Source organism: Desulfonatronum lacustre DSM 10312 (genome assembly GCF_000519265.1).
In the GTDB taxonomy this organism is placed as follows: Bacteria; Desulfobacterota; Desulfovibrionia; order Desulfovibrionales; family Desulfonatronaceae; genus Desulfonatronum; species Desulfonatronum lacustre.
The window spans coordinates 1,955,736-1,982,412 of record NZ_KI912608.1 but is presented as its reverse complement, the minus strand read 5'-3'; the positions used below and the strand labels follow the sequence as shown (position 1 = coordinate 1,982,412).

General features: G+C 59.3%; 23 protein-coding genes and 1 tRNA gene. 12 read left to right on the top strand and 12 right to left on the bottom strand.

The genetic code is table 11. The features are described from left to right. Nucleotides 1–99: 99 nt before the first annotated feature. Together DESLA_RS0109320 and DESLA_RS19690 are read right to left on the bottom strand one after the other, a co-directional pair. Nucleotides 100–1,164: a protein-glutamate methylesterase/protein-glutamine glutaminase gene (locus DESLA_RS0109320; RefSeq protein WP_028572243.1), complete on the bottom strand. Its 1,065-nt coding sequence runs from the start codon at nt 1,162–1,164 to the stop codon at nt 100–102. A 115-nt stretch (nt 1,165–1,279) separates the two neighbouring features. Next, nucleotides 1,280–2,806 (bottom strand): HD domain-containing phosphohydrolase, encoded by a 1,527-nt coding sequence (locus DESLA_RS19690; protein WP_051434541.1) that lies wholly within the window; start codon nt 2,804–2,806, stop codon nt 1,280–1,282. Nucleotides 2,807–3,044: 238 nt separating this feature from the next. On the opposite strand from DESLA_RS19690, the gene DESLA_RS0109310 reads away from it, so the two are divergent. From DESLA_RS0109310 to DESLA_RS0109295, 4 genes are all read left to right on the top strand, one after another. Beyond that, nucleotides 3,045–3,121, top strand: a tRNA-Pro gene (locus tag DESLA_RS0109310). 239 nt (nt 3,122–3,360) lie between these two features. Further along, complete coding sequence (locus tag DESLA_RS0109305; RefSeq protein ID WP_028572242.1) at nt 3,361–4,056, top strand: DUF1538 domain-containing protein; 696 nt, start codon at nt 3,361–3,363, stop codon at nt 4,054–4,056. Further along, nucleotides 4,053–4,781 (top strand): DUF1538 domain-containing protein, encoded by a 729-nt coding sequence (locus DESLA_RS0109300; protein WP_035261633.1) that lies wholly within the window; start codon nt 4,053–4,055, stop codon nt 4,779–4,781. Before DESLA_RS0109305 ends, DESLA_RS0109300 begins: the two co-directional genes overlap by 4 nt. Before the next feature lie 2 nt (nt 4,782–4,783). Next, entirely contained in the window at nt 4,784–5,119 is a 336-nt protein-coding gene (locus DESLA_RS0109295) for a P-II family nitrogen regulator (protein ID WP_028572240.1), read from the top strand. A gap of 56 nt (nt 5,120–5,175) precedes the next feature. Here the strand turns inward: DESLA_RS0109295 and DESLA_RS19685 are convergent, their stop codons facing one another. Then, complete coding sequence (locus DESLA_RS19685) at nt 5,176–6,606, bottom strand: sigma-54-dependent transcriptional regulator (protein WP_035261630.1); 1,431 nt, start codon at nt 6,604–6,606, stop codon at nt 5,176–5,178. 392 nt (nt 6,607–6,998) lie between these two features. Here DESLA_RS19685 and DESLA_RS0109285 point away from each other — a divergent pair, with 392 nt between their 5' ends. After that, nucleotides 6,999–8,753, top strand: a complete 1,755-nt coding sequence (locus DESLA_RS0109285) for a YeiH family protein (RefSeq protein ID WP_028572239.1) — start codon at nt 6,999–7,001, stop codon at nt 8,751–8,753. Nucleotides 8,754–8,789: 36 nt separating this feature from the next. Continuing rightward, nucleotides 8,790–9,050 (top strand): hypothetical protein, encoded by a 261-nt coding sequence (locus tag DESLA_RS0109280; RefSeq protein ID WP_028572238.1) that lies wholly within the window; start codon nt 8,790–8,792, stop codon nt 9,048–9,050. Between the two features lie 124 nt (nt 9,051–9,174). Here the strand turns inward: DESLA_RS0109280 and DESLA_RS0109275 are convergent, their stop codons facing one another. Further along, complete coding sequence (locus DESLA_RS0109275; RefSeq protein WP_028572237.1) at nt 9,175–10,590, bottom strand: sigma-54-dependent transcriptional regulator; 1,416 nt, start codon at nt 10,588–10,590, stop codon at nt 9,175–9,177. A gap of 31 nt (nt 10,591–10,621) precedes the next feature. Beyond that, complete coding sequence (locus tag DESLA_RS21695; protein ID WP_051434540.1) at nt 10,622–13,204, bottom strand: c-type heme family protein; 2,583 nt, start codon at nt 13,202–13,204, stop codon at nt 10,622–10,624. 401 nt (nt 13,205–13,605) lie between these two features. Here DESLA_RS21695 and DESLA_RS0109265 point away from each other — a divergent pair, with 401 nt between their 5' ends. From DESLA_RS0109265 to DESLA_RS0109255, 3 genes are all read left to right on the top strand, one after another. Continuing rightward, a complete protein-coding gene (locus DESLA_RS0109265) occupies nt 13,606–15,387 on the top strand; it encodes a YeiH family protein (protein ID WP_028572236.1) in 1,782 nt (593 codons plus the stop codon). A 29-nt stretch (nt 15,388–15,416) separates the two neighbouring features. Beyond that, nucleotides 15,417–15,719: a hypothetical protein gene (locus tag DESLA_RS0109260; RefSeq protein ID WP_028572235.1), complete on the top strand. Its 303-nt coding sequence runs from the start codon at nt 15,417–15,419 to the stop codon at nt 15,717–15,719. Nucleotides 15,720–15,845: 126 nt separating this feature from the next. Continuing rightward, nucleotides 15,846–16,457, top strand: coding sequence for an NF038143 family protein (locus DESLA_RS0109255; protein WP_028572234.1), 612 nt, complete (start codon nt 15,846–15,848; stop codon nt 16,455–16,457). A 119-nt stretch (nt 16,458–16,576) separates the two neighbouring features. Here DESLA_RS0109255 and DESLA_RS0109250 read toward each other — a convergent pair whose 3' ends face one another. Beyond that, nucleotides 16,577–17,188 (bottom strand): NF038143 family protein, encoded by a 612-nt coding sequence (locus DESLA_RS0109250; RefSeq protein ID WP_028572233.1) that lies wholly within the window; start codon nt 17,186–17,188, stop codon nt 16,577–16,579. Between the two features lie 116 nt (nt 17,189–17,304). Here DESLA_RS0109250 and DESLA_RS19670 point away from each other — a divergent pair, with 116 nt between their 5' ends. Next, a complete protein-coding gene (locus DESLA_RS19670) occupies nt 17,305–18,354 on the top strand; it encodes a radical SAM protein (RefSeq protein ID WP_051434539.1) in 1,050 nt (349 codons plus the stop codon). Nucleotides 18,355–18,496: 142 nt separating this feature from the next. Here the strand turns inward: DESLA_RS19670 and DESLA_RS0109240 are convergent, their stop codons facing one another. The 6 genes from DESLA_RS0109240 to DESLA_RS0109215 all read right to left on the bottom strand — a co-directional run bounded on the left by DESLA_RS0109240 (nt 18,497) and on the right by DESLA_RS0109215 (nt 24,477). Then, nucleotides 18,497–19,096: an NF038143 family protein gene (locus tag DESLA_RS0109240; protein ID WP_028572232.1), complete on the bottom strand. Its 600-nt coding sequence runs from the start codon at nt 19,094–19,096 to the stop codon at nt 18,497–18,499. A 61-nt stretch (nt 19,097–19,157) separates the two neighbouring features. Further along, a complete protein-coding gene (locus DESLA_RS19665) occupies nt 19,158–20,060 on the bottom strand; it encodes a hypothetical protein (RefSeq protein ID WP_035261623.1) in 903 nt (300 codons plus the stop codon). Next, nucleotides 20,060–21,778 (bottom strand): TraB/GumN family protein, encoded by a 1,719-nt coding sequence (locus DESLA_RS19660; protein WP_245590031.1) that lies wholly within the window; start codon nt 21,776–21,778, stop codon nt 20,060–20,062. Before DESLA_RS19660 ends, DESLA_RS19665 begins: the two co-directional genes overlap by 1 nt. Beyond that, nucleotides 21,765–22,883 carry a tRNA guanosine(34) transglycosylase Tgt gene (tgt, locus tag DESLA_RS0109225; RefSeq protein WP_028572231.1) on the bottom strand — a complete coding sequence of 373 codons (1,119 nt, stop codon included), beginning with the start codon at nt 22,881–22,883 and terminating at the stop codon, nt 21,765–21,767. The genes DESLA_RS19660 and tgt overlap by 14 nt, the downstream gene beginning before the upstream one ends. Before the next feature lie 69 nt (nt 22,884–22,952). Next, a complete protein-coding gene (nth, locus tag DESLA_RS0109220; RefSeq protein ID WP_028572230.1) occupies nt 22,953–23,594 on the bottom strand; it encodes an endonuclease III in 642 nt (213 codons plus the stop codon). A gap of 1 nt (nt 23,595) precedes the next feature. Continuing rightward, nucleotides 23,596–24,477 carry a DMT family transporter gene (locus DESLA_RS0109215; RefSeq protein ID WP_028572229.1) on the bottom strand — a complete coding sequence of 294 codons (882 nt, stop codon included), beginning with the start codon at nt 24,475–24,477 and terminating at the stop codon, nt 23,596–23,598. Nucleotides 24,478–24,835: 358 nt separating this feature from the next. Between DESLA_RS0109215 and DESLA_RS0109210 the strand changes: the two genes are divergently transcribed. Then, on the top strand, nt 24,836–26,215 hold the full coding sequence (locus DESLA_RS0109210) for a sensor histidine kinase (RefSeq protein ID WP_035261620.1): 1,380 nt from the start codon (nt 24,836–24,838) through the stop codon (nt 26,213–26,215). Nucleotides 26,216–26,226: 11 nt separating this feature from the next. Continuing rightward, nucleotides 26,227–26,676: a response regulator gene (locus DESLA_RS0109205; protein ID WP_028572227.1), complete on the top strand. Its 450-nt coding sequence runs from the start codon at nt 26,227–26,229 to the stop codon at nt 26,674–26,676. Nucleotide 26,677 lies beyond the last annotated feature (1 nt).

Sequence of the window (26,677 nt, the reverse complement as noted above, 5' to 3'; positions counted from 1 at the left end):
TTACATTTTCATGGTGATTCGGAACCGATATCATTATCCTCAAAAAAAGCTTGTGCATAATAGCACAAAGCATCGGCGCTGCCAAGAGCATTTGACGCCTTACCGATATAAGGCGTTCATGATGCCTTGGGCGATGTCGTCGATATCCAGGATTTCATCCGCCAATCCGGCATCCACGATGGCCTTGGGCATGCCGTATACCACGCAACTGGCGTCGTCCTGAGCCAGAATATAACCATTTTTTAGTTTGAGCTGTCTGATGCCTTCCAGGCCGTCGCTGCCCATGCCGGTGAGGATCACGCCGACGCCTCGTTTGCCCACGCCCTGGGCCACGGAGGCGATGAGCACGTTGGCCGAGGGTTTGTACAGGGCTTCCTTGGGCTCGGGGCTGACCAGCAGGTCGATCCGGCTGACTTTTTGATCGATGGACAGGTGCTGCCCCCCCGGCGCGACAAAGGCCACGCCGGCCTGGACCCGGTCTCCGGCTTCGGCTTCCTTGACTTTGATTTGGCAGACGGCGTCCAAGCGTTTGGCGAAAGGACCGGTGAAGGCCTGGGGCATGTGCTGGGCGATGAGAATGCAGGCCGGAAAGTTCGCCGGAAGCTTGGACAGGACTTTCTGAATGGCCGGCGGTCCGCCGGTGGACACGCCGATGGCCACGACGTCCCGGGACTGAGGTCCTTTTTTGGGTATGGCGTCCAGGGAAGGCTTGCCCATCGTCGGCACGGAGACCGTCTCGATCTTGCGTGGCGCGCGCGGGGCCCGGATTTTGCGTCTGGCTACGATTTTGACCTTGGAGCGCAGGTCGTTTTCGATTTTGACGATGTCCAGGGAGACCCGGGAGAGCTGCTTGGGAATGAAGTCCACGGCCCCGAGTTCCATGGCTTTCAGGGTTGCTTCGGCGCCTTCGGTGGTCAGGGAACTGACCATGATCACGGGCCGGGGCATTTCCATCATGATGTGCCGCAGGGCGGTCAACCCGTCCATGCGCGGCATTTCAATGTCCATGGTGATCACGTCCGGCTGGAGCTGGCGGGCCTTGTCCAGGCCTTCGGATCCGTCCCGGGCCGTGCCCACGACCTGGATTTCCGGGTCCCCGTCGAGCATGGTGCTCAGGGCCTTGCGCATGAAGGCGGAATCGTCAACAACAAGTACTTTGATCATTGGGCGTCTCTACGGAGTCAGGGGGGAAATTCACCTGACTCGTTGCAAGTTGATGGTTGCAGGTTGATGGCGGAACAATGCGTCGCGTCGAGGGCGAGGTGCAAAAGGGAATCGGTTACGCGTCGACGACGTCCTGGAACTCCACATGGCCGGTAACGTTGACCTGGCGCAGGTTCTTAAAGTCGGGTTTCTCGGCTTCTTCCAACCATATTTTGACCAGATCGTCCTGCCATTGTTGGCCGGCCCCTTCTTGCAGGATATCCCGTACCACGTTCATGGGCAGGGCCTTGCGGTAGGCCCGGTCCGAGGTCATGGCCTCGAAGGAGTCCACGACGCTGAGGATGCGGGCCAGAAAGGGGATTTCTTCCTGTTGCAGGCCCATGGGGTATCCGGTGCCGTCCACGCGCTCATGGTGGTAGAAGATGATCGGCAGGATGTTGCCGAACGAGGTCACCTGATTCAAGATCGCCCGCCCCAGCTCGGGATGGCGCTGCATCACGGTGAATTCCTCGGTTGTGAGCTTGGAGGGTTTGTTCAGAATGACGTCCGGGATGCCGATTTTGCCGATATCGTGCAGGATGCCCCCGGTGTACAACAGGTGAAGGTCTTCCTTGGACAGCCCCAGCCGGTTGCCGAGGTGCGTCGCGTAGATGGCGACCCGCTCGGAATGGCCTCGCGTATAGACGTCCTTGGCTTCCACGGCCTGGGCAAAGGATCGGATGACCTCCAGGTTCATGTCCCAGAGTTGACCGTAGAGCCGGGCGTTTTCGAATGCCGACGCGGTATGGGCGGCAAAGACGTTCAGCAGCTGGGAATGCTCGCGGGTGAAGTCCGGCTTGTCGGTGTTGCGCAACAGCACGATGGAGCCGACGCTCTTCATGCGCGTGGGCATGGCCGCGGCCATGATGGAGGTGATGGAGGCGTCCGGAGGAGGGCCTTCGGTGCTCAACTGAGGAGGCCCCTTTTTGCTCAAGAGGATCAGTTCCGGAAGTTGTTGGCGAAACACCCGCTCTCCGAGAAGCTTGACCCAGGTTCCGAGTTGCGGATTGTTGCGCAACAGGCTGCCACGCATGGCTTTGGACTGGAGCCCCTCGTTGTCCTGGAGGAAAAGCACCACTCCGTCCGGATTGAAGTTCTTTTGCACCTGGGACAGGAATTCGTTGGTCAACGACTTCATGTCCAGCTTGGTGTTCATGGCCTGGCTGAGGTTCAGGACCCGAACGATGTTGGTTAGTTTCTTGCGGTCTTCGCGGTTGCGCCGGATTTGGAGAATACGTTCAACCTTGAGCAGGAGGTGGCTGATGTTGAACGGCTTGGGCAGATAGTCGGCCGCTCCGAGACGGATGCTCTCCACCGCCGTTTCAATGCTCCCGAAGCCGGTCATGATCAAAAAATCAGCCTCGGAGTGGCCGTCCTTGAGCTTTTTTAAAAGTTCCAAGCCGCTCATTGTCGGCATTCGCAGATCACTGATGACGAGATCCAGCCCAGGCAAATGGCTCAGCATACGCAGGGCGGATGGTCCGTCATGAGCGACATGGACGGTAAACCCGGCTTCGGTCAACGCTTCCTTGCAGATGTCCAGCAGGCTTTGTTCGTCGTCGACAATCAGGATGCTCGCTTTGGGCTCCTCATTCACAACCATAAAGTATCCTCAATCATGCTTGGACTGACCGCCTTCGGCGGTGATTAACGGATATATTCACTTCATTCGCGGCACTTTGCCTGATTGAAGAAGACAAGGTCAAGGGGAAAAAAATCACGTCGTGGTTTGAATGATCGCTTTTAATTCGGTGACGAGATTGAAACGGAACCATTGAAAAGATCAGACGAAAAGAGAACTCTTGCATTCCGTCTAAAAATAGGTATGAATACCTTTTTTACGGGATGTGGCTCAGCTTGGTAGAGCGCAGCGTTCGGGACGCTGAGGCCGGAGGTTCGAATCCTCTCATCCCGACCAGAAAATTCAAGGGGTTGCAGGCGAGATGCTTGCAACCCCTTTTTTCGTTCCATGGATCAACAACAAGGCTGCCGCCCTCCGCGACAGGGGGGACGGCGTCGGCAAGGTAGACGGTATCCTGGACGAAATTTTCCGGTTTCACCGAGCGTACAGCCCAGCAAGTTTGATTTGCATTTCCCCTCGTGGTAAATGCGAAACACGTAACATCTCTTTCTTCCTTCAGCCTGGAGGAGCCCTCAGTGAAATCCGACTTCAAGGAAAACCTCAAGGAAGTCGTTCTGGCCGTGCTGCCCATCTCCGTGGTGGTCATTCTGCTTCAGGTCTTTCTCGTCCATCTGCCCTGGGAGGTGTTCGCGCGGTTTCTCATCGGCGCTGCCATGGTCCTGGCCGGTTTGTTGCTGTTTCTCCAGGGGGTCAAGGTTGGGCTGTTGCCCATGGGCGAGGCCGTGGGCAGCGAGCTGCCCAAGCATGGCTCAATGATCTTTATGCTTGTATTCGCCTTTATCCTCGGGTTCGCCGTGACCGTGGCCGAGCCGGATGTAAGGGTGCTTGCCCATCAGGTGGATATCGTTTCCGACGGGATGGTCAGCAGTAACGTGTTGATCTACACCGTGGCCGCCGGAGTGGCGTTTTTCGTGGCCCTGGCCATGCTGCGCATCGTGCTGCGCGTGCCCATCGCCTGGCTCTACGGCGTCAGCTACCTTTTGATCATCGTCCTTTCCTTCATCGCGCCAGCGTCCTTCGTGCCCATTGCCTTTGACGCCGGGGGCGTGACCACCGGTCCGGTGACCGTGCCGTTCATCCTGGCTCTGGGGTTGGGCGCCGTGGCGGTCATGGGCGGACGGTCCTCCTTTTCCGACGGTTTCGGTTTGGTAGGGCTCGCTTCCATCGGGCCGGTGATCGGCGTGATGATTTTGGGGATGATTTACGGATGAATACGATTCTGGCCTTTCTGGATTTCAGCCACGTCTCGCTGGAGGTCTTGCAGGCCCTGGCCCCTTTGGTGGTATTTTTCCTGTTTTTCCAGCTTGTCTACCTCAAGCTGCCCCGAACGTTCGTGCTGAACATGATCAAGGGGGTGGTGCTGTGCGTCGTGGGATTGATTCTGTTCCTGCAAGGCGTTCAGGTGGGGTTCATGCCCGTGGGCACGGCCATGGGAGGGATTCTGGGAGCCATGGAAACGACTTGGCCGCTGATCCTCATTGGCTTTTTACTGGGCTTGGTGGCCACCATCGCCGAACCGGCGGTGCACATCCTGAGTTACGAGGTGGAAAAGGCCTCGGCGGGCAGTATCCGCGAGAAGACCATTCTCGCGACCCTGTCCCTCGGGGTGGCCCTGTTCGTGGGCTTGGGCATGGCCAAAATCATCTACGGCGTGCCCATCCATTACATTCTCGTGCCGGGGTATCTCCTGGCCCTGGTGCTGATGCGCTTTTGCGACCCGACCTTCGTCGCCATCGCCTTTGACGCCGGAGGAGTCGCCACCGGTCCCATGACCGTGACCTTCGTGCTCGCCGTGGCCCTGGGCATCGCCACGGCGATGGAAGGCCGGGATCCCGTCCTGGACGGCTTCGGCCTGATTGCCCTGGTGGCCATGGCCCCGATTCTCTCGGTCATGGTCCTTGGACTGATCGTCACTTCCGTGAAGAAAAGGAGTTGAGCGTGGACCTGAATATTCCCTTTGACCTGATCGTCACCATCGTGAATAAGGGCGGCAGCGAGACCATTATTTCGGCCACCAAGTCCGCCGGGGCCGAGGGGGGGACGATCATTCCCGGTCGGGGCACCGGAATCCGGGAGCAAAAGAAACTGTGGGGCATCCCCATCGAGCCGGAAAAGGACATCATTTTGACCATCGTCCCCCAGGAAAAAACCCAAACCGTTCTTGACGCCATTCTGGTCCAGGGCAACCTGAACACACCCGGCGCGGGCATCGCCTTCGTGGTGGACCTGAAAAAGGTCGTCGGCATCTGCCACATGTGCCAGCCGGAGACCTGACCCGGCTCATCTTCCTTGTCGCCGGGCGAGTCTCCCCCCTGCGGACCTTCCGCCGGCTACTGCGGAGAGTGGACGGTGGTCCGGAAGTCCGGAGAGTGCAGCCCCATGCGGCGCATGATCTTCTGGACGGCCACCCGGCTGAGTCCGGCCATTTTGGCGGCCTTGGAGATGTTGCCGTTGGTGGTGAAGAGCAGGTTTTGCACGTAGGAGCGGGTGAACTGTTCCAGCATCCGGTTGCGGGCCTCGATGTAGGGCTCCAGGGTCATGTTGGCGTATTGAAGGACCAGTGACTGTACGGGGCTCGCGCCGGGGTGTTCCACGGCGTGGATGTGCAGGGTTTCGATTTCTTCATCCTTGCAGAAAATCAGCATCCGGCGGACGAAGTTTTGCAGCTCCCGGATGTTGCCCGGCCAGTTGCGGCGCATCAGTTCTTCCGTGGCCGCCGGGGAAAAGCGTTTGGTCGGGATTTCCAGTTCCGCGCAGAATTTTTTGCTGAAGTGGTCCACGAGCAGGGGAATGTCCTCACGGATATCCCGCAAGGTCGGCGTACGGACCGTGACCACGTTCAGCCGGTAAAACAGATCCTCCCTGAAGGTCCGCTCGTTGATCTTCTTTTCCAGGTCCTGGTTGGTACTGGCCAGGATGCGCACGTTGATCCTCTTGCTCTTAACCCCGCCCAAAGGCCGCAGTTCCTGCTCCTGGAGCACGCGCAGCAACTTGGTTTGCAGGGTGACGGGAATATCGCCGATTTCATCCAAAAGCAGTGTCGATCCGTCGGCTTCTTCGAAAAGCCCGACATAGTCCGTATCCGCTCCGGTAAACGCTCCCTTTTTGTGCCCGAACAGCTCGCTCTCCAAGAGCTGTTCCGGGATGGCCGGGCAGTTCACCGCAAGAAAGGGGCGGGATTTGCGCTTGCTCAGGTCGTGGATGGCCCGGGCGACCAACTCCTTGCCCGTGCCGCTCTGGCCGCGGATGAGCACCGTATAATTGGTGTGGGCCAAGGCCTGGATGGTGTCGTAGAGTCGGCGCATGGGCGCGGTCTGGCCGACGAAGTTCGCGAACGAGTTTTGTTCCGAAATCTTGGCCCGCAGGTTCAGGTTTTCGCGGATCAGTCGACCGCGTTCCAGACCCTTGCGCAGAACCCGCAGCAGGTCGGGGATTTCAAAAGGCTTGGTCACGAAGTCGTAGGCCCCTTGCCGGATGGCTTCCACCGCGGTCTCAATGCTGCCGTAGGCGGTCATCATGATCACGGTGACGTTGGGGTCCGTCTCTCGGATGCGGGCGAGCAGAGCCATCCCGTCCATCTCCGGCATTCGGATGTCCAGCAGAATCAGCTCAAAGGTGCGCGTGCCGATCAGTTCCAGCCCTTCCACCGGATTGGATGCGGTGACCACGGAAACACCTTCCAATTCAAGGGAGAGCACGCGGCTCAGCCCCTGGAGCATATCCACTTCGTCGTCAATGATCAGGAGTTGCTGCTGGGTCATATGGAGCTGGAACCTCGAAAAGGGTTGAAGACCTTGTGGCCGGATAGGGCGGGTGCGTCCTTCCCGTCGCGATTCCGGCCGCACAGGATTGCGCCAAGATCCTACTCGGCCTTCAACGCCTTGTAAATTTCCGCCTTTGAAATGCAAATCCAGGCTTGCAATGCCAAGCAGGGATAGCATCAACCCAGGATGGCATCTGCGCTTTTGTGTTCTTGCAATATACTGAAAAAATGGTGTTTTCTTTTTGAAGCTGGTCAGGCTTGCTTTTTGCTTCCGCGAGAAGGCCGGGATGGTCCCGGAACGGGCAGGTCCTGGGAACGAGCCGCGTTTTGAGGCTCCCCGCGTCCAGGGCCTTGATCATTCACGAACACCTTTTCTCAGGAGGAAGCGAAATGGCCGAAGCTTCGAAGCAGCAATCCGATATCGTCATCGACCGTGGAAAATGGGAATGGTCCGAACTGTGGAAAAAGGAGGACTGGTGGGCGATTTGGCTGGGCTTTGCGATCCTGGTCATTGGCTTGGTCATTTTTTTACCCAGACCGCCGGCGGACATGCACGAGAAACTGGCCAAGGCCGAGGCAACCATGGCCGTCGAGGATGCCCGCGCGCCGTTCCATACCATCGAATGGCACGGGGCCAACGACGCCATGTCCGGACTGCGGGCGCGCAATGAGCCCCACGGCAAAACTATCGCCAAGTGGCTGGAGATGCCGGGCCGGTGGACGAGCAGCCCCATGGAGTCCTTCTATCTGAGCGAGTCCGCGGCCGCGGAGCGGCGGGCCGCGGCCGAACCGGCCTACAAGGAAGCTCAGGAAGCGACCAAGGCCGCTCTGGAACGGGCCAAGGAGCTCCAGTCGCTGGCCGCTGAGGAAGGGTTCCGCAACGAAACCCTCAACGAAGAGGCCGAGGCGGGAATTCGGGAATGGCGTCAGGCCAGGGAAAAGGAGCGGGGCAGCCTGCGCTCCAGAGCCACGGTCCAGGCCTACAACAAGATCCCCTATATGGTCGGGATCATGATTCTCTTTACGCTTTTTTTCGGTGTCGGTGCCCGGTTCATGAGCATCGGTTCGACCAACCTGATGAAGGGCTTTTGGTTCGTTTTCCTGCTGGCTGTTGTCGCGGAGATGATCGGTCAACAGAATACCATGCGCGAATATGGTTTCGGCGGCCTGATCTGGGCCATTCTCGGGGGCATGCTGATCAGTAACACCGTGGGCGTGCCGAACTTCCTGAAACCGGCCCTGCAGACCGAGTATTACATCAAGACCGGCCTGGTACTTTTGGGCGCTGAAATCCTGTTCAGCAAGATCATGCTCATCGGTCAGGCCGGCGTGGTCGTGGCCTGGGTCGTCACCCCCACGGTGCTCATCCTGACCTACATCTTCGGGCAGCGGGTTCTGAAGATGGAGTCCAAGACCCTGAACATCACGATCTCCGCGGACATGTCCGTCTGCGGCGTGTCCGCGGCCATTGCCACGGCCGCGGCCTGCCGGGCCAAGAAGGAGGAGTTGACCATCGCCGTGGGCTTGTCCATGCTCTTCACCGCGATCATGATGATCGCCCTGCCAACCTTCATCGTCTCCGTGGGCATGCACCCGGTCCTAGGCGGCGCCTGGATTGGTGGGACCATCGACTCCACCGGCGCGGTGGTGGCGGCCGGAGCCTTCCTGGGCGAGGTCGGGATGTTCGTGGCCGCGACCGTGAAGATGATCCAGAACATCCTCATCGGCGTGATCGCTTTCGGCGTGGCCGTGTACTGGTGCGCCCGGGTGGATTGCGTGCCCGGTCAGCAGGTCAGCAAGATGGAAATCTGGTACCGCTTTCCCAAGTTCGTGCTGGGCTTCATCGCCGCCTCAATCATTTTTTCCTGGATGCTGATCACCATGGGCAGCGTCGGCGACGTGATGATCGACCAGGGGGTGCTGCGCGGCTTCTCCCGCCCGATCCGGGAATGGTTCTTCATTCTGGCCTTTGCCAGCATCGGCCTGTCCTCCGACTTCCGGTCAATGGCCCAACATTTCAAGGGCGGCAAGCCGGTCATCCTGTACGTCTGCGGGCAGACCCTGAACCTGATCCTGACGCTGCTCGTGGCCTACCTGATGTACTTCGTGGTATTCCCGCACGTCACCGAAAGTCTGATGGGCTAATCGTTGGTCGGGTGTAAAATCCAAGGGAGAGCGGTCATGCATGCGTCAAAAGACGATCAGGGCGGTCGGCGCGGCCACGGGAAGCTGAAAGGCTGGATCGGACTGGCCGTCGGCGTGATCCTGGTCTGGGTGATGGCCTATGTCGTGCTGCCCTGGGGCCAGACCCTGCCGCACATTCGCCCGGTGATGGAGGCCATCGCCGACTCCAACGTGGATACCGGTACCTACTGGTACTCCCAGTGCGAGAACACAGCGCTCGCCCAAATGCATATCCGCAATACCCTGCGCAACCAGTAGCCCGGTCCGCCCGGCGGACGGCCAAGGCTCCGGATAAACAAAAAAGCGGCCCTGGAAAACCGATCTCGGTTTTCCAGGGCCGCTTCATTTTATTGCTGTCCAGGAACCGCGGTCGATTCTCAGTTCACGACTCCGCCCGATACTCCACCGGACTAATATTCATCTTGCGGATGATCTTCTGGAGGGCCACCCGGCTCATGTCGGCCATTTTGGCGGCTTGGGAGACGTTGCCTCCGGCCTTGGAGAGGAGGTCGCCCACGTACTCCGCGGTAAAGGCGTTGACCGCCCTGGCCTTGGCTTCGGCGTAGGATTCGACCTCGCCGGTTCCCGCCGCGTTTTCCGTTGTGGGACGCGTGGAGTGCCGGCCGTCGACCATTTTCAGGACGGACAGGTTCAACTCCTCGCCAGGGCAGAAAATGATCAGTCTGCGCACGAAGTTCTTCAATTCCCGGACATTTCCCGGCCATTCCCTGTGCATCAGGACCTCCAGGAGGTCCGAGGAGACGATCTTGGGAGCGGTGTTCAGTTCGACGGCGGACAAGCGGTTGAAGTGGTGGACGAGCAGGGGGATGTCGTCGACGATCTCCCTGAGGGGCGGGGTGCGGACGCTGACCACGTTCAGGCGGTAAAACAGGTCTTCCCGAAAGCTTTTGTCCTGGATCTTATGCTCCAGATCCTGGTTGGTGGTGGACACGATCCGGACATCCACCTTTTTGTTCCCGCTGCTGCCCAGGGGGCGGATTTCCTGTTCCTGGAGGGCGCGCAGGAGTTTGGTCTGCACAGAAACCGGGATGTCCGCGATTTCGTCCAGGTGCAGGCTGGAGCCGTTGGCTTCGACGAAAAGACCCTTGTGGTCTTTCAGGGCACCGGTGAAGGCGCCTTTTTTGTGTCCGAACAGCTCGCTTTCCAGAAGGTGTTCCGGAATGGCCGGGCAGTTCACGGAGACCAGGACCTTTTCGCCCCGTCGGCTCAAGGCGTGGATGGCCTTGGCCGCCAGCTCCTTGCCCGTGCCGGACTCGCCCCGGATCAACACGGGATAGTCGGTCCCGGCCACGGAACGGATGGTCTCGTAGAGCTGGCGCATGGGTGGGCTCTGCCCCACGAACTCCTCCAGCATGGTCTTTTCGGAGATCTTTTGGCGCAGGCTCTGGTTTTCCCGAATCAAGCCGCTGCGTTCCAGGGCTTTTCTGATCAGCCTTACCAGGTCCGGGATGTCGAAGGGCTTGGTGATGAAGTCGTAGGCCCCCATTTTGATGGACTGCACCGCGATTTCGATGTTTCCGTACGCCGTCATCATGATCACGGTCACCTTGGGGTCCGCAGCTTTGACATGCTCCAGAAGCTCCATGCCGTTCATTTCCGGCATCCGGACATCCATCAGGACGAGGTCGAAGGAGGTCTCGGAGACCATCTCCAGAGCCTTCAAAGGACTGGGCGTGACCGTGATGTTCGTGTTGTCCAGTTCGTAAGGCAGTATCCGCCGCAACCCGTCAAGCATGTCCCGCTCATCGTCCACGATGAGTACGCTGAATTGATGCATGGTCGTTCCTCTTATTCGTTCGCGTGCACGCTCAATTGTTCTCTCCGTCCAGCGGAAGATCGATCCGGAACTCCGTCCATTCTCCTGGTTTGCTCAGGACGCTGATTTCTCCGCCGTGTTCCCGGACAATGCCGTAGCTCACTGAAAGTCCCAGGCCGGTCCCCTCCCCGGTGTTCTTGGTACTGAAAAACGGATCGAAAATTTTATCCTGGATGTATTCCGGTATGCCGTGCCCGTTGTCCCGGATCACGAGACGAACGGTTTTGGCGGCGGGGAAGGAGTCGGTTTCCAAGGTGATGCGGCCATCTCGGCCTTCGATGGCCTGATGGGCGTTCATCAGCAGGTTCAGGACCACCTGCTTCATTTTGTTCACGTCCATGCTCTGCGAAGGCAGGTCCGGATCCAGTCTTTGCTCCACGATGACGCCTTGCTTCTTGAACTGCTCGGCGACCATGGTCAGGACGTCGTCCACGATCTGGTTGAAGGACGCCGTCTGTTTCTTGGTCTCCGGACTGCGGGCAAAGTGCAGCAGGTCGCTGACGATGCGCTTGCAGTTCAGGGTCTGCTTTTCAATGGTGCTCAGGTCCTTGAGTCCCTGGGGGTAGTCGGCGAGTTGACGCTTGAGCAGCTCCACGTAGCAGAGGATCACCCCCAAAGGATTGTTGATCTCATGGGCCACGCCGGCGGCCAACTGGCCCATGGCCACCATTTTCTCGGTCTGTTGGATCTTCTGCTCCACATGCTTTTGGTCGGTGATTTCCTTGACGTAGCGGATGACGCTTTCCACTTCCCCCTGCTCGTCCGTGACCGGATAGCAATGGACCTGAAAGATGCCTTGTTGGGCCGGACAACTGCTTTCGTAGACCACCGCCGACCTAGTGTGCATCGCCGTCTTCAGGCCGCACTCCTTGCACGGGTTTTCTCCGCTGCCGTGGATCTCGAAACACTTTCGCCCGATGACCTCTTCCGTGTCCACGTTGTAGCGTTCGGTGTAGGCCTTGTTGACCATTCGGATGCCGAAATCCCGGCCCATCAACACCACCTGGTCGGTGATTCCGTCAAACACGGATTGGAGCAGTTCCTTGCTCTGAATCAGTTTCTCCATGTTCTGCAAGCTTTCCACGGCAATGCCGATCTGGCGGCCGATGGACAGCAGCAGTTCCATCTGTTCCTGGGTGACGAACTTGCAGTCCACGCCGATAAAGGAGAGCACTCCGAGGATTTCGCCGCGACAGAGCAGGGGAATGTTCAGATTGCCGGCTGCCTCCCGGCGGTCGAAGCAGCTGGCCTGACCATTGGCGGCCTGGGCAATGGCGTCCACCAGCCGATTGGGCCGGGCTTCCAGGACTGTGGGGACGACGTGTTGCAAGGGAACGGCGGGCGGCAGGTCGGCGGCGTTTTCCTGGTATTGCAGCGTCAGTTGCTGGTGGGCCTTGTCGTAGAGGTAGATGCCGGAGCCCTGGGCCGGGAAGACCTGGAGCGTGCGTTGTTGGACCTGGGGCAGGATTTCGGACAGCGAGACCGCCGCCGTGGTCAGTTCGGCCAGGGCGTTAAGGGTCTGCAACTCCTGTTTTCTGGCCCGAACCTTCTCTTGCAGCAGCTGTTCGGACTGTTGCAAGGCCTCGGTCCTACGGGCCACTTTTCCTTCCAGGTCCTGGGCGTAGTTCTTCAACTCCTGTTTGGTACGGCGCAGATGATCGGACATGCTTACCGCGGCTTCGGTCAGCTCCTGGATTTCGTCCCGTGGATCCATGGGGTTTGGGCTGGGCAGATATTCGCGCAGGCTTTTTTCTTCGGCTTCCTCCCGGAAAATATTCAGCACTCCGTGCAGGTTGTTGACCACGGCTCGGTTGAAGATGAAGGCCATGAGCAGAAAGAAGAGGGTTGCCCCCAGAAACAGGGAGAAAAAGACCGAGGCCGCCTGATCCCGGATCTCGGCCAGGGCCTTGTGCACCGGAATGCCCACGGCCATCACCCCGGCCAGATCGCCGGGCTGGTTCCAGAATCCGCGTTCCGTGCCGTACATGTCCAGCATGTCCCGCGGGGCGTGGACCGGATCGCCATGACAGCTCATGCAGGATTCCTCGAAGTAGACGGGCTTGAAGCGCATGAACTGTTTTTCGTCCTCGACGTTCAGCGTGCCCTGCCAGTTTTGGAGTTCCGGATTGAGCTGAAACAGATTGATCATGGAGAGTTCCAGACTGTTGGCCTCGGACCTGGGATTGCGGGCGTTGCGGGCCACTCGCCGGTATTCGTAGTGGGGCAGAACCTGATTGAAATTGTCCATCACGGCCCGTCCGACGTAGGAGGTGGACATGGCCTGGACCATGAAGAACTCCTCACCGAATTCCTCGGACATTCGCGGCCGCAGTTCGTCACGAACGTACTTGCGGCTGGCCTCCACCGCGGCCATGACCATCATGGTCTTTTCGTAGGCGTGTTTTTCCATCTGCGCCGTTTCGCGCAGATAGATCAGGTAGGCTCCGGCGAAGCAGACCAGGAGCAGACTCAAACCCGTGGCCACCAGGAACCTGGATCTGAATCCCAAGGATTTGTGGAAGAGATGGCTTTTGCCTGACTGGCTGGTTTCATCGGCGGGGCTTTTGGGAGGCATGGCGGACCTCGAACAAGATTCAGGATTCAGGATTCAGGATTCAGGATTCAGAAGTCAGGAGTTGAAAGGAGCAGTGGTGCGGAGCATATGTCACACATGGTCGTATTGCAAACTTTAGTTGTCAATGTGGTGCTAATAGATGTTTCTGGTGAAAGGGCGATGATCAAAAGGCACTTATGGAAATGGTTTGGGTGCAGTTCTTAATGCTTTGATATGAAATATTAATTTTTTATTTTCTGGCAATGTGGATCGCTTGGCTCGGAGTTTGCTTTGCTTGAGAAAAGATTCACTCGTCACGGTTACGCGGTTCATGTCAAGGCGGTTTGCAGAGGGCTTTCCGGTATGGCGTGAGAGGACCGCGTTGATGGTACCAACCCGCAACATTTAAGGAGGTTTTTCACATGGCGGAAAATCAAACGGACAATGTGGTTACTGAAACCAAAATCCCCATGATCACCCAGATGCACACCACCGAGGACTGGTGGGCCATCTGGCTGGGTGGGTTGATTCTCATCCTGGCGGTACTTGCGGCCATGGCGGCCAAGCCGGACGTTGCCAGCATGGCTGAATTTCGGGCAACCATGGAACGTGAGTCGGAAATGGCCGGATTCCGGACAATTGCCTATACAGAGGCCGAGGCCAAATTGAACTCCGTTAGAGCCCGCGATCACGGTTTTCTGAAGACCATCAACAGTTATCTTGCCAAGCCAGGTCGGTGGAGTAGCAATCCTCTGGACTCCCTGTACCGCAGCGAGGCCGCGGCGGCTGAAATCCGCGCAGCCAACGCCGAGCGCCTGCAGCGGGCCACCGATCGTCTAAACGAAGCCCGGGCCAATGCCCAGGCTGCTGAGGATCTGGCCAGGGAAGCGAATTTTCAGAACACCCAGCTGAACCAGGAAGCCCGCGCCCTACTGGGTGAGTGGCGCGCAGCCCGGAGCAGCCACTCCAGCGCTCGTAGCGCGGCCAATACCCAGCCCTTCAACCGGATTCCCACATTGTTGGGGCTGATGGTCATAACGGCCTTGATTTTTGCCATTGGCGGCAAGTTCATGGGCTATAATCTAGGGCAGTATTTTGCCGGCTTCCCCATTGTTTTCGGGCTGGCGGTTCTTTCCTACGTCATTGCCGGGCAGGAAACCATCAGAGCCTACGGATTCTCCTACGTCTTGTGGGGTATCGCGCTGGGCATGCTCATCTCCAACACCATTGGAACGCCCAAGTTTCTCAAGACAGCGGCCCAAACCGAATACTTCATCAAGACCGGTCTGGTCCTTCTGGGCGCCAGCATCCTGATCAACCTGATCCTGATGGTCGGTCTGCCCGGTATCTTCGTCACCTGGGTGGTCACGCCCATCGTGCTCATCGGTACCTACTGGTTCGGTCAGAATGTGATCAAGGTGGAATCCAAGCAGTTGAACATCACGGTTTCCTCGGACATGAGCGTTTCCGGCGTGTCCGCGGCCATCGCCGCCGCCGCCGCCTCCCGGGCCAAGAAGGAAGAATTGACCCTGGCCATCGGCATGTCCATGATCTTCGTGGTGGTCATGATCTTCGCCCTGCCGACCTTTGCCAACTGGGTGGGCATGCATCCGGTCTGGGCCGGCGCCTGGTTGGGCGGCACGGTTGACAACACCGGTTCCGTGGTTGCCGCTGGTGAATTGATCGGTCCGGAAGCCATGTACGTGGCCGCGACCATCAAGATGATCCAGAACGTGATGATCGGCGTGATGGCCTTTGGCGTGGCCGCCTACTGGTGCCTGAAGGTTGAGCCTGAACGCGCCTGCGCCGCCGGATCCACCCCCATGAAGTTCACCGCCGCCGGGGCCCTGTCCGAAATCTGGTACCGGTTCCCCAAGTTCATTCTGGGTTTCATCGGCGCGTCCATCATTTTCTCCGCCTTGGGCGCGAGCATGGGGGAAGACTGGCAGCAGGCCATGATTCGTAGTGGAGCCCTGGCCTGGGCCAATGGCTTCCGTGACTGGTTCTTCGCCATCGCCTTCGTGAGCATCGGCTTGAGCATCAGCTACAAGGAACTCAAGGAGCCCCTGAAGGGCGGCAAGGCACTGATCCTGTACGTTTGCGGTCAGAGCTTCAACCTCCTGCTTACCGCCTTCGTGGCCTACATCATGTTCATGGTCCTGTTCCGCGACGTCACCGACCGGCTGATGTCCATGGGCCTGTAATCGCCTGATTCTGCATGGAGCAGGGAAAATTGTCCTCCAACAACCAACAGGCCGGGGACGGGAAACCGTCCCCGGCTTCCCCTTTGCGACGCGAAGACCACAGTCGATGGCGCGGTCTGGCGCGCTTGGCCTTGGGTATCGCCTTGATCGTCGGCTTTGTCGTCATCCTGGCCAACCTGGAGCGAGTCACGGGGAAAAGTCGGACCATCGAGGCGTTGCGCGAGCGGGATATCTACGTCGGAGCTTGGTACTGGGACAGTATCCAAGAGGTCTCCGAGGCCATGAGTTTCATGCGTGGGGCCTTGGGCAGAGGCGAGAAAAAGGACGATTGACGCCGGGTCAGCTTCTGTTTCGCAATCCACCTCGCCACGTCTTCCCGAGCGAACAAAATCCGCTTACAGAACTGCTTACAGACCACGGCAATCTTTTCGATCCCCTCCAAATGGAGCGTTTATTCCGTGCCCATTGATCCCGAATCCAAACTTCTCAAGGTCCAACTCAAGGCTATCCTGGCCGAGGAACGGGAGTTCGCCTCCAGGGTGGTCTATTTCCGCCGCGCCGATACCCAGCCGCCGTGGTGGTACAACTTCATCCCATTTAAATTTCTGGTCGAATATTTCGTTCGTAAAAAAGAAACAACGCAGTTCAGCCAAAAGCATTTGCGCTTCAAGGAAACGGCCTTGCGGGCGGCGGAGGAAGTCGTCCGGTCCGGGAACACGGAGCGCCCTCGGCAGGAAATGAAGGGGGAACTGCGGGAGTTCTGGATGCGCGAGCAGAAGCTGGAGTCCCGGGAGGTCTATGAAAACCTGTCCGCCATGATGGACCTGCTCATGGATCACTATCTGCGACTGCTGCAAACCAGGGAGCGGGAATACCTGCTGATGGTTCGCGGGGCCTATCGGGACCGACCGGCATACCAGGAATTCCTGACCCGCATGGAGCAGGTGGAACACGCCATTGACCAGGGAGTCGTGGAGGCCCTGGGAAAAACCTGGCCGGAGCCGTACATCCAGAGCAAGCAAAAGGCCATCCGAGACGTCCGCAAGCGGGCACTGGACGACGCATTTTAGCAGAGCTTTCTTCCGAAAAAACATTAAACCGCGCTCCAAACGGAAACGCGGTTCCATCACAGGCAGTTACCTTTTCTCGCCTCCTGAATTCTGAATTCTGACTCCTGAATCCTCCTCTTTCAAACCGCCTCTCCCTGAAAGAAAAACCGCAGCTCCTCCTCCCGCATCTCCGCCATCCGTTCCTCAATCCGGCTCATGACCGCCCCGGCCTCCTCGGAGGTATGGAAATTCTCCCGCAAGTGGCGGTTGATCACGTCTTCGGCCTCGGCCAGTTTGTTCAGGTAGAATCGATACGCGCCGGAAGACCCGTATGCGCCCCGGACCAAATCTTCCAGAGCGTTTCCGGATTGTTCGAGCAGGGTTCGATAGTGTTGTTTCATGAGGCTCAAAACCTTGATCTGCTTGTCGGCCAGTTCGATCTCCTGTTTGGACTCCAGCGGCACATCGGGGAAATAATCTGCTGGACCGTATTCCTGGATTGCTCCGGTTTCTACGTCCTGAAGAGCCTTGTCCAAGGCCTTTGTTTTCGTGCCCAGAATATTGCTCGCAAAGGTATGGATACCCGTCTTGTACTGGGTCATTTTCATCATGTGGTGCACGAAGAGTACCGGCAACAAGATCATCCAGACCGACACCTCGGGCTTTTTGACCACGTCCTTGGCCAGCCGGTAGGCGAACTGCCGTTCGTGGGCGAGGATGATATCGTACTTTTCCCGTAAATTCAGTGACAAGTGGGACTCCTTGGGGGAAGTTGTGGTGGGTTGGCGAGCCTGTTACATGAAAACAAAAGTTGAAAAGATAGTCTTTTTCCACTGGAAAGGCAAAACGCGAGAAGGGAGGAAACGGCATGGGCGCGACGGATTCCTTGGCCGGAAGAGTGCGGCAATGGTGGGAGCACAAGGTGTTGCTGAATCCCAAGGACTGGATGCAGATCGAGGTCACGTCCAAATGCAACGCGGCCTGTGCCTATTGCCCGCGAACCGTGTACCGCGAGCACTGGCATGACCGCTTCATGTCCCTGGACACGTTTCGGCGTTTGCTGCCGACCCTGCGCAAGACCAAGCTGGCCTACCTGCAAGGCTGGGGAGAACCGTTTCTGCATCCGGAATTTCCGACCATGGTCCGTCTGGCCAAGGAGGCCGGATGCACCGTGGGCGTGACCACCAACGGCATGCTGTTGACCGAGGAGCGACTGGTTCAGGTCCTGGAGGCCGGACTGGACATCCTGGCCTTTTCCCTGACCGGCACGACGCCGGAACGCAACGATCCGGCCCGGGCCGGAGCGCCGTTGGTCAAGGTGCTGGAAAAAATGAAGATGGTCCAGCGGGTCAAACAGGAACGGGGCACCGTCAAGCCCGTGGTACACATCGCCTACATGCTGCTGCGCTCCGGTCTGGACGACCTGGAAGGGTTGCCCCGGCTGATGGCCGACCACGGGGTGGAACAGGCCGTGGTCAGCGTCCTGGACTTCGAGCCGGGAATTGAACTCTCCGAGGAAGTGCTCGCGCCCAAGGACGACCAGGAACGCCACGCCCTGGAAGAACGCTTCGCCCGGCTACGCGAGGCGGCCGTGAAGCTGGGCGTGACCATCCACACGCCCAGCTTCGCCTCCAGGGGCAAGGACGAGCCGGTCTGCGCCGAAAACGTCCAGCGGACCCTATTCGTCTCCGCGGACGGCGAAATCTCTCCCTGTGTCTACGCCAACGTCCCCGTGGACCAAGCCGAATACGCCCGCCAAGGCCAACCCGCGCCATACAGCCGGGTCACCTTCGGCAACGTCAACGACGAACTGCTGCCCGTACTCTGGCGCGGAAAACCCTACGAACAGTTCCGTGAAGGCCTGGAAAAAAACAGACCGGCCACGATTTGCCGGAACTGTCCGAAGCGGAAGAGGTGATCCATCAATACACAAAGCCGAAGAGCCAGAGCGGATGCGCGAGCCGAAGCCGTGCGCCGTGCGATAGGAATGCATTCCCATGCCGTGGACAGTCACGGGACGGAGCGTTTCGCTCCTCGAACCCCGCCGGCATGCCCCAAGACTATCCAAAGAAGGCTTTCACCTCTTCGTCCCGCAAACTCTTGGCCGTCTCCCGCATCTTTCGGCTGACGGCCTGGGCCGTGGCGCTGGTTTGGTGGAGGTGCAGCACCTCTTTCTGGACGGCGTCCTCGGTCTGGGCCAGTTTTGTCAGGAAGCGGCGGTATTCGCCGGTGCTTTTGTAGGTCTTCTTGATCAGGGCTTGGTAGCTGGAACCCTGGCTCCGCAGAAGCTTCAGGTAGTGCGCCTTGAGCAGCTCCACCTCGGCGACCTGTGCGTTGCGCAACCGTATCTCGCCGGGGGCGCTTTCCGGGTCCTGGGCTCCGAAGACGCTTTTGTACGCCGCATCCTTCTTGCCGGTGGTCGTCTCCTCCAAGGCCGATTCCATGGCCAGGATTTTCGAGCGGACCACTCCTTTGGCGAAGCTCTCCAGGTCGGTCTGGTATTCCCGCAGCTTGAGGTAGTGATATATCAAGAAGGGAGGGAACAGGACCCGCCAGACGGTCAGCCTGGGCTTTTCCACGACCCGGCGGGCCAGTTCCTTGGCGAACCGTTGTTCGTGGTCCCAGATTATCTGATAGCTTTGTTGAGTAGCCGTAGCCATGGGCGTTCGCGCTCCGTTTTTTTACATTTTCCAAGTGTGACCGACTCTAAATCGATCCACATCATTTCTTCGTACTCCAGCGTCTCAGCCGCTCTAACCATCCCCTCGGACGCCGCTCCCAGCTCGTCTCCACACAGGGCAGAAAGGTCTCCGCTCCCCACTTTTGCTTGAAGTACCGAATGGCCGGGTTGATACCCAGGCCCAGGTTCATGCGGACCTGGCCGCGCTTTTCGCCTTCCTGGAGCAGGGCGTGCAGGAGCAGGTCCGCGGTTCCCGGCGGGGCGATGTCCGGGTCGCGGAAGGCGAACATGTAGCAGACCGTGCTCAGGGAGGTGAAGTCTCCCACGGTGAAACCGGCCAGGCGCGGAGTATCGACATTGCGATCCAACCAGGCGGAAACCACCAACACGCCCGGACAGGCTTGCACATAGGCCGGGATGTTGCGGAAGATGAGCCGCGTTCCCGGTTCCAGATCCCGGTACTCCAAATAGCGGTCGATCAGCGCCAGGTGATCCTTGTTCAAGGTTCGGCCCTGATCCAGGACCACTTCACGCTCAGCCCGGCGCAGCAGGTTGCGCAGTTTTTGTTTTGGTGCGGGCGGGGGAATGGGCAGGGCCAGGTAGGCGTCCTGGATACTGTCCGAGGAGTCTTCCGAAGAAGCCTCTCCCGTCGTGACGGCGGGAGCCTGTTTGGGGCGGGTGGCCGCGAGGACGGTGATTTTTGGGGCCGAGCTGGATTCCAGGGCCAGATCCACGGACCGGGAAAGGGCCTGCTCGTCCAATAGGCTCCGCGGGGGATCGTGCAGAGGGTAGCCGATGAGCACCAGATCGTCCGGGGTTTCGTAGCCCAGGCAGGTGTCGAACAGGCGCGGCGTGCTCCCGGCCACGGCCTGGACGTAGCAGACGAGCTGCTCCGGAACCACGGCGTTCGCGGCGACATGATCCAGACGATCCGGGCCGAGCATCAGATCTTCCGCAGTTTGCGGACCGCGAATCCGGCATCGGCCAGCATTTTTTGCAGATTGAACATATGCGCCGAGCCCACGAACACGGCGCAGCGTCCGGTGGTGATTCTTGGCAACATCCGTTCCAGAAACAGGGCGTCGCGGCGATCGATGACCAGGTCCGTGCGGGAGGGAAATTCGGCGCTGGTGCCCATCATGGCGTCCAGGTCGCCCTTGAGGTAGGCGCGCATGTTCCGGCGGATGAACCCTTTCCAGAGGCCGCATTGACGAAAGAAGCGCACGATACGCTCCACGGGGACGCTTTCCAGGGTGGCGATCTGCTCGTCGATGGACTCCATGCCCCGGACCTCCTTGCCCATTTCCTGGGCCAGATGCCAGGCCTCCAGGTCCACGGAGTGGTTCCAGTCGTGGCGGCGTAAAAAGTGTGTCCAGAGGGAGAAAAAGGCATACCAGTGCCGGTTCTCTGCCAGGTATTGCCGAACATCGATGGGGTTGGGGTCCTCCGTGCCCAGGAACCTGGCCCAGAAACCGCGCGGTCCGTTGACCACGCGTTCCAGCTTGTGGAATTCCTCCTCGGTCATGGCATCCATCAATCTGGGTGAAGACGTCTCCGGAGTCTGGCCGATCCGGGCCACGTGATCCAGGCTGGCCTGATCCAGCGGTCCCTCGAAGATCACGGTGTCCACCTTTTCGAACAACCGGCGCATGGAACTTTCGAAGCTGCAGCAGAAAAAATGCGCGGTCCCGCCGATCCAGGACGTCCGGCCGTTCTTCTCCAGTTCCCAGATCAACCGGTAGGGGCGCTGTGAAGGCAGGCTGTTCCAGTACTGCTCCCTGGTCATCTGGACGTGGGGCATGTGGACCATTGTGCGCATCAAATCGCCCAGGTCGTCGCGAAAATCCGGGGTTTCGGTCCATTCGGCCATTTCGTAGGCCGTTGTCGGCGATGCACCCCATTTTTCCTTGAACCGACGGATGCCGGGATTCACGCCCAGCCCCAGATGCAGGTAAGCCTTGCCCGCTTCCCGGGCGATGCGGATCATTTCCCGAAACAGCAGGTCCGAGGCGTAGGGCGTCTGGTTTTGGCGCGAATGCGCGCCCAGCAGGTAGCTCAGGAACGGGCGCGGCGCAGTGTCCAGGAGCAGGCAGGCGGCGAGATTGCCTGCATCGTCCCAGGCATTGAGCAGGAACAGGTCCGGGCACAGGGGCAGGACGCTCTCGGTGCGGGCGTACAGTTCGCGCACAGTGGGCGGCAGGGCGACCCGGCTGGTGAATTCGGCCCAGAGACGGCGATGGGCCGCGGTGAAGGTGGTGCCCCGGTCCACGGTCAGCCGGGCTGCGGCTTTGTCCGCCAGGCGGGAAAGGCGGGATGGAATCGGGCTCTCAGCGGGCAGGACGTAGTATTGGTCCTGGTTGGTGCGATACAGGCGAAGACGTTCAGGCAGTTCCGGGCAGATCGCCCAACAGTTCACGACCCCAGTGGAGCGGCGGGCCTCCTGCAAGGCCCGGTCAAAAGCTTCGGGGGGATCATCGCCGCCATGAATCGAATAGCCCACGGCCAGGAGCCAGTCCTCGGCGTGCAGAAACAGGTAGTCGTTCAGCAGAAAGGGACGGCCTCCGGACACGGCCTTCATGTAATGGATGGAATGTTCCGGAACGCGGGCCTGGTTCAAGAGCTGGTCGTGCTGCTCCGGGGACAGTTCTTCAGGCATGGGCATGAACGGCCTCCACATGGGCTTTGAAGGTCGTGAAATTGCCGTCAAGTATGGCCTGGGCCGCGCCGTGGGTCAATGACAGGAAGTAGTGCAGGTTGTGGATGGTGTTCAGGCGGTAGGCCAGCAGTTCCCGGGCCATGTACAGGTGGCGCAGGTAGGCCCTGGAGAACCGGGTGCAGGCGTAGCAACCGCAGTTGGGGTCCAGAGGGCCGTCGTCCTCCTTGTACTCGGCGCGCTTGATGTTCACCTTGCCCAGGGAGGTGTACAGGGTGCCGTTGCGGGCGTTGCGCGAGGGCAGAACGCAGTCGAACATGTCGATACCCGCCTCAATCCCATCCAGGATGTCCATGGGCGTGCCCACGCCCATCAGATACCTGGGCTTGTCCGGGGGCAGCAGGGGGGCGGTGTGGCGCATGATCTCCAGCATCAGCGGCTTGGATTCGCCTACGCTTAAGCCCCCGATGGCGAAGCCGTCAAAAGGCAGATCACAAATCTGACGGGCGCTTTCCGTGCGTAGGTCCGGGAAGAAGCCGCCCTGGACGATCCCGAATTGGAGCTGGTTGCCCGAACCTTGGGGATAGGCCTGGCGGCACCGTGCGGCCCAGCGGGTGGTCAGACCCAGGGATTTGGCCGTGTAGGCCTTGTCCGCGCCGTAGGGCACGCATTCGTCCAGGACCATCATGATGTCCGAGCCCAGGTTGCGTTGAATGGACACCACCTTTTCCGGAGAAAAAAAGTGCTTGGAGCCGTCCCGGTGGGAGCGGAACTCCACACCGTCCTCGCTGATTTTGCGCAGGCCCTGCAGGCTGAAGACCTGAAACCCCCCGCTGTCCGTGAGGATCGGGCCGTTCCACCCGGAAAAGGTGTGCAGCCCGCCGCGCCGGGCCACCAGTTCATCGCCGGGCAAGATATAGAGATGGTAGGTGTTGCCCAGAATGATCTGGGCCTTGAGGTCCAGGAGGTCGTCCGGGCTCAGAGCCTTGACGCAGCCCACCGTGCCTACGGGCATGAATACCGGGGTGCGGATGGTCCCGTGGGCCGTGGCCAGGGTCGCGGTTCTGGCCTGGCCGTCCGTGGCCAGAATGTGGAAGGTGCCGGGTGTGGTCATGGTGGAGGATAGTTCAGGATTTAGGAGTCAGGAGTCAGGATTCGGAATTCAGAATTCAGAATTCAGGATTCAGGATAGTCCGTGTTTGGGGCAGAGGGCCGTGAGGATGCAGTCGGGGCAGCGAGGCTTGCGGGCCGTACAGGTGTCCCGGCCGTGGAGGACCAGGAGATGGTTGATGTCGCCCCATTGGTCGCGAGGGAAAAGCTGCATCATATCCCGTTCAATGATCGTTGGATTGGTGGAGGTTGTCAGGCCAAGGCGGAACGAGAGGCGGCGGACGTGGGTGTCCACGGCGATGCCTTCGTGCTTGCCCAAGGCATTGGACAGCACGATGTTCGCGGTCTTGCGGGCCACGCCGGGCAGGGTGAGCAGATCGGCCATGGTCTCCGGCACCTTTCCGCCGTACACCTCAATGATGCGCTTGGCCGAGGTGATGAGATTCTTGGCTTTTTGCCGGAAAAAGCCCGTTGAATGGACCACCTTCTCGACTTCGTCAAGTGGCGCGACGCTCAATTCCCCCGGACCCGGCCAACGGCGAAAGAATTCCGGCGTGACCATGTTCACCCGGGCGTCCGTACACTGGGCCGCCAAGACCGTGGCCACCAGCAACTCCCAGGGATTCTTCCAGTCCAGCATGGTCACGGGGAGCGGGTAGCGGGAGTGGAGGCGGGCGGAGATTTGGGTGGCGCGAGCGTTGATATTTTCGCTCATTTTATCCTTCCGAGCGCTTTTGCACGACGTTCCCTAAAATGATCACCCCCAAGCCGACAATGGTCGAGGGCAGGATTTCCTCACCGACAAATATGCGGATGAATATCAGTGAGAGGAACGGCGAGAAGTAGATCAGATTGCCCACCTGGGCCGTGGTCCGGGAAAGCTTCAGGGCCTTGAGCCAGAAGATGAAGGTGATCCCCATTTCGAAGACGCCCACGTAGGCCGCGCCGAGCAGGCCGGGGAGGTTTACGGCAAGGGGATCGGAGAACAGGAACGTCACGGGCAGGATGTACGCGAACCCGAAGGCAAAGTTCAGGAACAGCCGCAATACCGGGTCCATGGCATCCCGGGTGTTGAAGATCCAGTACAGGGCCCAGATCACGGTGCTGCCCAGGGCCAGCCCCGCGCCCAGAGGGTCGGCAAAGGACAGTCCGAGGAGGTCGCCCCGGGTGCAGATGGTCAGCACGCCCAGGTAGCTCACGCCCATGGCCAAAAAGTCGCGGCCTGTGATCCGCTGGCCCAGCAAAGGGATGGAGAGCAGGGCCAGGGTGATGGCCCAGGTGTAGTTCAGGGGCTGGGCCTCCTGGGCCGGGAGGAGGTCGTAGGCCTTGAACAGGATCAGGTAGTAGAGGAAGGGGTTGAGCAGTCCCAGCAGAGCGGAGCGGCCCAGGTCCGCGCCGGAAAGGCCGCGCAGGGAGCGCAGTTTGCCTTGGGCGACAAGGACGGCCAGCAGGGTCAGGGCGGAGACCAGGGTGGAGACGCACAATAACTGGATGTGGTCCACGTGGCGCAGGGAAATCTTGAAGGCCGAGGCCACGGTGGACCAGAGCAGGACCGTGGCCAGACCGTAGGCGTATGCCGTGCGTTGTCGGGTATCCATGTAAGGTAGGAAGGTTGGGATCGGTCTTGCTCGCGCCTTGATCCGGCGGTTTTGCGGCTTGAGCATCCGGTTCAGGCTGTGGCGTTTCCAGGCTCGGACACGAAGAGGTGCCGGTTTGTTTAGCGGGATTTGGTCGGATGTACAATGCCGGAGGAAGGGGCGGCGAGAAATGCCGGCGGCGAATCGTGTCGGGCATGCTTGCGATTGACGCTGGCTTGCAATAAGAAAGCAGAGTAGGTTCGTCGAATATGCGCCGACCTACGCGAGCCGTGCGTTTTCTATCTTTGAAATCAAGTCAATTCCTTCGCTTTTTGGCCCCCTCTTCCTTCACCTCATTGCTCAACCGCGGCGACGCTCCATGCCGGAAATCAACAGCCAGCTCAAATCGTATATTCCTTCACGTACCGCCATTGCCTATGCCTTGGTGGCCGGGATTTGGATCGCCTTTTCCGATCATCTGCTGGCTTTGTTGGTCGACGACCCAGGCACTTTGATCAGGTTACAGACCTACAAAGGGTGGTTTTTCGTCCTGGTCACGGCCATTCTGCTCTATTTCGCGCTCAGAAAACAGGTTCTGCTTCTGGAGCAAAAGGGCCGGCAGTTGATTCTCCACGAGCATCAATTTCGTCGCTTGGTGGACAACGCCTCTCTACCCATCTTTATTCAGACCAGCGGCGTCTTTGCCTATCTCAACAAGCAGGCTTTGAACCTCTATGGAGCGGCTTCACCGGAAAACCTTTTGGGGCGCTCGGTCCTGGAGCGGGTACATCCTCGACACCACCAAGAAGTCCGGGCGCGAATACGCCTGCTCAACGAGGCAAAAGAAGCCGTACCATCACTTGAACAAACCCATCTCAGGCTTGATGGAGTTGAGTTTTTCGTGGACGTCAGCGCCGCCCCCTTCCAGTTTCAGGGACGTCACGGAGCCGTTGTTTTCGTTCGTGACATTACGGAAAAGAAAAGATTCGAGGAGGAACTGCGGGAGCTGAACCAGCAACTGGAGCTGAGGGTCAAGGAGCGGACCGCCCGGCTGGAGGAAGTCAATCAGGAACTGGAGGCCTTCAGCTACTCCGTGTCCCACGACCTGCGCGCCCCGTTGCGCGGCATCGACGGATTCAGTCAAGCTCTGCTGGAGGATTATCACGGCCAATTGGACGACCAGGGGCGGGACTACCTGGATCGGGTGCGCAAGGCCAGCCAGCGCATGGGGCTGCTTATTGACGATCTGCTCAAGCTGTCCCGAGTGTCACGGGCTGAACTCAGTGTAACGAACGTCAACCTCAGTCAATTGACCGAGGACGTTCTGGTCGGCTTGTCGGAGTCCGAGCCGGAGCGGGACGTGGAAACCGTCGTGGAACAGGGGTTGATCGCCACCGCCGACCCGACCTTGATTCTGATCGTTCTGGAGAACCTTCTGGACAATGCCTGGAAATTCACCCGATACGCCCATCGCCCCAGGGTCGAGTTCGGACGGCGCATGATGAGCAACGAGGAGGTCTTTTTTCTCAAGGACAACGGCGTTGGATTCGACATGACCTATGCCGGAAAATTGTTTACGGCGTTTCAACGCCTGCACTCCTTGGAACGGTTTCCCGGGACGGGAATCGGGTTGGCGACCACGACCCGGATCATCAGGCGACATGGCGGGAGAATCTGGGCCCAAGCCGAACCGGACAAGGGGGCGACCTTCTTCTTCACCCTTCCGGATGTTTCGGCCGTCGGGGATCAACTTGTTTAACGGAGGTATGGATGTCTCGCAAAATCATTCTCCTGGTGGAGGACAATCCCGATGATGTCCTACTCACTCGGAGAGCACTACAAAAAAATAACATTTTGAACGAGTTGGTGGTGGCTGAAGACGGGGTGGAGGCCTTGGACTACCTTTTCGGGCAGGGGGCGTATGCCGGGAGGGACGTGGGCGTTCAGCCGCAGGTGGTCCTTCTGGACATCAAGCTCCCGCGACTGGACGGCATCGAGGTGCTGCGCCGGATTCGCGCCAACGAGTCGACCAAGCTGCTGCCCGTGGTCATGCTGACCTCTTCCAGCGAGGAGCGGGACCGGTTGGAGACCTACAGCCTCGGCGCTAACAGCTATATCCGTAAGCCGGTGGATTTTCAGCAATTCATAGACGCCGTCCGTCAGCTCGGTCTGTACTGGCTGGTGTTGAATGAATCACCCCCGCTTCCCAAGGGAGGATGAA

Bases quoted from the DNA above. Each gene is read 5' to 3' on its own strand.
- DESLA_RS21695 (WP_051434540.1), bottom strand. From the start codon at position 13,204: ATGCCTCCCAAAAGCCCCGCCGATGAAACCAGCCAGTCAGGCAAAAGC.
- DESLA_RS0109240 (WP_028572232.1), bottom strand. From the start codon at position 19,096: ATGGCTACGGCTACTCAACAAAGCTATCAGATAATCTGGGACCACGAA.
- tgt (WP_028572231.1), bottom strand. From the start codon at position 22,883: ATGACCACACCCGGCACCTTCCACATTCTGGCCACGGACGGCCAGGCC.
- DESLA_RS19660 (WP_245590031.1), bottom strand. From the start codon at position 21,778: ATGCCCATGCCTGAAGAACTGTCCCCGGAGCAGCACGACCAGCTCTTG.
- nth (WP_028572230.1), bottom strand. From the start codon at position 23,594: ATGAGCGAAAATATCAACGCTCGCGCCACCCAAATCTCCGCCCGCCTC.
- DESLA_RS0109265 (WP_028572236.1), top strand. From the start codon at position 13,606: ATGGCGGAAAATCAAACGGACAATGTGGTTACTGAAACCAAAATCCCC.
- DESLA_RS0109210 (WP_035261620.1), top strand. From the start codon at position 24,836: ATGCCGGAAATCAACAGCCAGCTCAAATCGTATATTCCTTCACGTACC.
- DESLA_RS0109300 (WP_035261633.1), top strand. From the start codon at position 4,053: ATGAATACGATTCTGGCCTTTCTGGATTTCAGCCACGTCTCGCTGGAG.
- DESLA_RS0109215 (WP_028572229.1), bottom strand. From the start codon at position 24,477: ATGGATACCCGACAACGCACGGCATACGCCTACGGTCTGGCCACGGTC.
- DESLA_RS19665 (WP_035261623.1), bottom strand. From the start codon at position 20,060: ATGCTCGGCCCGGATCGTCTGGATCATGTCGCCGCGAACGCCGTGGTT.
- DESLA_RS19685 (WP_035261630.1), bottom strand. From the start codon at position 6,606: ATGACCCAGCAGCAACTCCTGATCATTGACGACGAAGTGGATATGCTC.
- DESLA_RS0109205 (WP_028572227.1), top strand. From the start codon at position 26,227: ATGTCTCGCAAAATCATTCTCCTGGTGGAGGACAATCCCGATGATGTC.
- DESLA_RS0109285 (WP_028572239.1), top strand. From the start codon at position 6,999: ATGGCCGAAGCTTCGAAGCAGCAATCCGATATCGTCATCGACCGTGGA.
- DESLA_RS0109280 (WP_028572238.1), top strand. From the start codon at position 8,790: ATGCATGCGTCAAAAGACGATCAGGGCGGTCGGCGCGGCCACGGGAAG.
- DESLA_RS19690 (WP_051434541.1), bottom strand. From the start codon at position 2,806: ATGGTTGTGAATGAGGAGCCCAAAGCGAGCATCCTGATTGTCGACGAC.
- DESLA_RS0109275 (WP_028572237.1), bottom strand. From the start codon at position 10,590: ATGCATCAATTCAGCGTACTCATCGTGGACGATGAGCGGGACATGCTT.
- DESLA_RS19670 (WP_051434539.1), top strand. From the start codon at position 17,305: ATGGGCGCGACGGATTCCTTGGCCGGAAGAGTGCGGCAATGGTGGGAG.
- DESLA_RS0109320 (WP_028572243.1), bottom strand. From the start codon at position 1,164: ATGATCAAAGTACTTGTTGTTGACGATTCCGCCTTCATGCGCAAGGCC.